Genomic DNA, 2,513 nt, shown 5'->3' with positions numbered 1-2,513 from the left:
GCCGTGTCCCAATTGTCCGAGGAGATCATGGTTACCGGCAGCAGGGTCGCGGCGCCGCCACCGCCTCCGCCGCCGTCGCCCGAACGAGGCGGCGACGAAGTGATGGCGCAGGAAGAGCGGCTCGGCGACGTCCGCCTGTACCGGGTGCCGATCCGGGTGACGGTCGCGGCGCGCTCGCAAAAGCAGATCGCCTTGCTTCGCCGGCCGTCGGTCAAGTTCGACAGCGTGCTTCGGCTGCGCCCGCATTTGGGCTCGTACGAAGCTCCGCTCGAGCGGGTGCTGGTCACCCGCAACCGCCCGGCCGAAGGGCTCGGGCTGCCGCTGCCTGCCGGGAAGCTGGCATTGTTCGGCACCCGCCAGGGCCGCCGGGTGCTGCTCGGCGAAGGCCGTATCGACGACCACACGATCGGCGAGAAAGTCGAGATCCGGGTCGCCACCGCGACCGGCGTTCGCGCCAGCCAGGTCCACGAGCGCGAGCGGCGGGCCGAGTATCGGCTGACCCTGACCAACGATTCGACCCAGCCGCAGATGGTCGAGATCGAGCTTCCGCTCGAGGCGCGAGCAATCGACGGCGGCCGACTGGAGAAGCGCGACGGCTGGATGCTGTGGCGGATGCGGGTTCCGGCCAATGGCACCGCGCAGCTGCGCTACCGGGTGGCCTAAGCCTTCTCTGGATCGATCGGCCGCGGCCGGTGCTTCTCATCCAGCGCGACGAAGGTGAACAGGCCTTCGGTGACCTTGACCTCGGTCGCTCCGCGGTCGCGGTGGGCGACCACTTCGATCCGCACCCTCATCGACGTCCGGCCGACCTGCTCGACCTGGGCGAACACCGAGATCAGGTCGCGCAAATGGATCGGTGCGATGAACTCCATCCGCTCGATGGCGACGGTCGCCACCGGCCCGTCGGCGCGGCGCGAGGCGACGATGCCGGCGGCGATGTCCATTTGGCTGAGCACCCAGCCGCCGAAGATATGGCCATTGGCGTTGATGTCGCTCGGGCCGGGGACAATGCGCAGGATCGGCACGCGCTCGAGATCGGTCATCGCTGGCCCTCGTCCTGGTCGCTGGATCGCATCGAATGGTCGTCGTGCCCGCTCGACGAGCTCAAGAACGCCAGGGTCATCAGCGCGGCGGCCAGCAACACCGTCAACCCGGCGCCAAGCGCGGTCGCGATCAGCATGTGCAAGTGAACGCCGTCGTCGCCGACCGCGACCAGTACCACGGCGAGCGCCGCGACGACGATCGCCACGACGGCCATCCACTTCATGATCCGGCGGAATCGGACCAGCATCGAATGGGCCGGGCCCGGCAGCGGGTCGGGCCGGGGACCGGGACTGGGGCTGGGGCCGGGGCTGGGGCCTTGCTCGGGCATGCTTCCCTTTGGCCGCGCCCAGTGTCAGTAGCAAGGTTCCGCTGCGACTCGGCAAAGCGACTTAGCGGGAGGCGGATATGACCATCGCGGCAATCCTTTCATCCAAGGGCAGCGAGGTTGCGACCATCGGCCCTGATGATCGCGTCAGCGACGCGGTGGCCAGCCTCGGCGAGCGGCGGATCGGCGCCCTGCCGGTGGTCGAGGGCGACCGAATCGTCGGCATCATGTCCGAGCGCGACGTCATCTACTGCCTGCGCGACCATGGCGCCGAGGTGCTCGGCTGGCCGGTGTCGCGGGTGATGACGTCGCCGGCGATCACCGCCGAGCCGTCGACCCCCGTGCTGTCGGCGCTGGGGCTGATGACCGAGCGGCGAATCCGCCACCTGCCGGTGGCCGAGGGCGGCCGGCTGCTCGGCATCGTCTCGATCGGCGACCTGGTCAAATTCCGCATGGACCGCATCGAAGCGGAGGCGAACGCCATGCGCAGCTACATCCAGAGCGCCTGATCGACGGGAAAAATTCCGTGAAACCAGTAGCTTGCGGCCTTGAAACGGCGGTTTTGCGCCTTATCTAGACTTCAGCGAGGGGTCCGGCGCGTCCGGATCCCGAGCTGCGAGAGACGGCCCGTGCGAGAAATCGCACAAATGCCGTTGACGCGATGGGGGGCGATCCATATATGCAGCCCCAGCAAGCGGTGGCGGACCCTTTGGGGCCGGCCTCCGTTCGCGCCTCTACCTTGTCGGTATAACCGATGCCCGGAGCCAATCGAACCGGGGGTGGATACGCGTCGGCTCTTTGACATTGTCGGTTTTGATGAAGGGACATGTGGGCGGCGGCCCGGTCTCCTGGAGCCTCTGGGTTCAGGACGATCGGTCAAATTTATGCCGTTCCAAGGGTACCCGTCGAAGCGAATGCTTCGATGAGGGGCCAATGTCCTAATACGCAAACACACCAGTTTGTATATTTTGTGCAGGAACGGCTCCCGGAGATGCCGGCTTGCTTCTCGTTATTCCACGGGATCCAAGTCGTACATCAACTTGAGAGTTTGATTCTGGCTCAGAACGAACGCTGGCGGCATGCCTAACACATGCAAGTCGAACGAGACCTTCGGGTCTAGTGGCGCACGGGTGCGTAACGCGTG

At 66.4% G+C, this 2,513-nt stretch carries 3 protein-coding genes, 1 rRNA gene and 1 pseudogene; 3 read left to right on the top strand and 2 right to left on the bottom strand.

Annotated features, from left to right (window positions below; translation table 11 throughout):
* Positions 1-663: pseudogene (locus H0T81_RS08735) on the top strand (hypothetical protein); the annotation flags it as partial.
* Here the strand turns inward: H0T81_RS08735 and H0T81_RS08730 are convergent.
* Together H0T81_RS08730 and H0T81_RS08725 are read right to left on the bottom strand one after the other, a co-directional pair.
* Positions 660-1,043: an acyl-CoA thioesterase gene (locus tag H0T81_RS08730; protein ID WP_294011878.1), complete on the bottom strand. Its 384-nt coding sequence runs from the start codon at positions 1,041-1,043 to the stop codon at positions 660-662. The pseudogene H0T81_RS08735 and the gene H0T81_RS08730 overlap by 4 nt on opposite strands.
* Positions 1,040-1,372, bottom strand: coding sequence for a hypothetical protein (locus H0T81_RS08725; RefSeq protein ID WP_294011877.1), 333 nt, complete (start codon positions 1,370-1,372; stop codon positions 1,040-1,042). Before H0T81_RS08725 ends, H0T81_RS08730 begins: the two co-directional genes overlap by 4 nt.
* A 77-nt stretch (positions 1,373-1,449) precedes the next feature.
* Here H0T81_RS08725 and H0T81_RS08720 point away from each other — a divergent pair, with 77 nt between their 5' ends.
* Together H0T81_RS08720 and H0T81_RS08715 are read left to right on the top strand one after the other, a co-directional pair.
* Positions 1,450-1,878, top strand: a complete 429-nt coding sequence (locus tag H0T81_RS08720; protein WP_294011876.1) for a CBS domain-containing protein — start codon at positions 1,450-1,452, stop codon at positions 1,876-1,878.
* 527 nt (positions 1,879-2,405) lie between these two features.
* A 16S ribosomal RNA gene (locus H0T81_RS08715) occupies positions 2,406-2,513 on the top strand; the annotation flags it as partial.

Source organism: Sphingomonas sp. (assembly GCF_013812825.1).
In the GTDB taxonomy this organism is placed as follows: Bacteria; Pseudomonadota; Alphaproteobacteria; order Sphingomonadales; family Sphingomonadaceae; genus Sphingomicrobium.
Note: the sequence above shows the minus strand (reverse complement) of the source record. Positions and strands in the feature narration are given on the sequence as shown.

Excerpts from the sequence above, each read along its gene's own strand:
- H0T81_RS08730 (WP_294011878.1), bottom strand. The coding sequence starts at position 1,043 with ATGACCGATCTCGAGCGCGTGCCGATCCTGCGCATTGTCCCCGGCCCG.
- H0T81_RS08725 (WP_294011877.1), bottom strand. The coding sequence starts at position 1,372 with ATGCCCGAGCAAGGCCCCAGCCCCGGCCCCAGCCCCAGTCCCGGTCCC.
- H0T81_RS08720 (WP_294011876.1), top strand. The coding sequence starts at position 1,450 with ATGACCATCGCGGCAATCCTTTCATCCAAGGGCAGCGAGGTTGCGACC.